This is a genomic window from Novosphingobium sediminicola, assembly GCF_014196525.1.
Classification (GTDB): domain Bacteria; phylum Pseudomonadota; class Alphaproteobacteria; order Sphingomonadales; family Sphingomonadaceae; genus Novosphingobium; species Novosphingobium sediminicola.
The window spans coordinates 1-1581 of the sequence record NZ_JACIDX010000051.1 but is presented as its reverse complement, the minus strand read 5'-3'; the positions used below and the strand labels follow the sequence as shown (position 1 = coordinate 1581).

Below are 1581 nucleotides of genomic sequence, written 5' to 3'. Positions count from 1 at the left end.
GCCGGTCGAGGGTGGCCACGCCGCCATCTATCAAACGCCGCGCTACAACCAAGTGCGGGGTATCATCGCATGGGCGGTGCGGCGCAAGAAGCTGGTGGCCGGGGCGACCTTCGGGGCGTTTCTGGTGGCGGGCGTGGGCATGGGGCCGGTGAAGAAGCAGTTCTTCCCCACCTCCGACCGTCCCGAATTGCTGGTCGAGGTGCAGATGCCCAAGGGCACCGCGATCGGCCAGACGAGCGAGGCCGCGCGGCAGGTGGAGACCTGGCTGCGCAAGCAACCGGAATCGCGTATCGTCACGACCTATGTTGGGCAGGGCGCGCCGCGCTTCTATGTCCCGCTCTCGCCCGAATTGCCCGATCCCTCTTTCGCCAAGATCATCGTGCGCACGGCCAAGGAAGCCGACCGCGACGCCCTGAAACTGCGCCTGCGGCAGGCGGCGGCCAATGGTCTGGCCCCGGCTGCGCGGGTGCGAGCGACGCAATTGGTGTTTGGTCCGCCATCGCCTTTCCCCGTCGCGTTCCGCGTCAACGGACCCGATCTGGCCACGGTGCGCAGCATTGCCGCGCAGGTGCAGGCGGTGATGCAGGCCGATCCGATGATGCGCACGGTCAATGCCGATTGGGGCGAACGCGTCCCCGCGCTGCATTTCGTGCTGGATCAGGATCGGTTGCAGGCGCTTGGCCTGACCTCGGGCGATGTGGCGAACCAGTTGCAATTCCTGCTGACCGGCGTGACGGTCAGCCAGGCGCGTGAGGATATCCGCACGGTTGATGTCGTGGCGCGTTCGGCGGGCGGCGAAAGGCTCGATCCGGCCCGCATTGGCGATTACACGCTGGTTGGCGCCCATGGCGAGCGCATCCCCGTCAGCCAGATCGGCAAGATCGAGGTGCGCATGGAGGACCCGATCCTGCAACGCCGCGACCGCGTGCCCACCATCACCGTGCGCGGCGACATTGCCGACGGGCTTCAGCCCCCCGATGTCTCCACCGCGATGCTGGCCAAGCTGCAGCCGATCATCAAGAGCCTGCCCGCCGGGTACCGCATCGACATGGCCGGTTCGATTGAGGAGGCGGCCAAGGCCAATGCCGCGCTGGCGCCGATCTTCCCAATCATGATCGTGTTGATGATGATCGTCATTATCCTTCAGGTGCGCAGCCTCTCGGCCATGTGGATCGTGCTGCTGACCGCGCCTTTGGGCGTGATCGGGGTGGTGCCCACCTTGCTCATCACCGGCACGCCTTTTGGCTTCAACGCGATCCTTGGCCTTATCGCTCTGGCGGGCATTTTGATGCGCAACACGCTGATCCTGATCGGCCAGATCCGCGACAATCAGAACGCGGGCATGAGCCCCTATGACTCGGTGGTCGAGGCGACCGTCCAGCGCTCGCGCCCGGTGATCCTGACCGCGCTGGCGGCGGTGCTGGCCTTTGTGCCGCTCATCAGTTCGGTGTTCTGGGGCTCGATGGCCATCACGCTGATCGGCGGCACGCTGGGCGGAACGGTGCTTACGCTGGTCTTCCTGCCCGCGCTCTATGCGCTCTGGTTCCGGATCATGCCCCCGGCTGCGGGCCATAGGGAGGA

1 protein-coding gene is annotated in these 1581 nt (G+C 66.1%); it reads left to right on the top strand.

What is annotated here, in order from left to right:
* Positions 1–1581: efflux RND transporter permease subunit (locus GGR38_RS23925; RefSeq protein ID WP_183629516.1), on the top strand; the 1581-nt coding region annotated here is incomplete at both ends.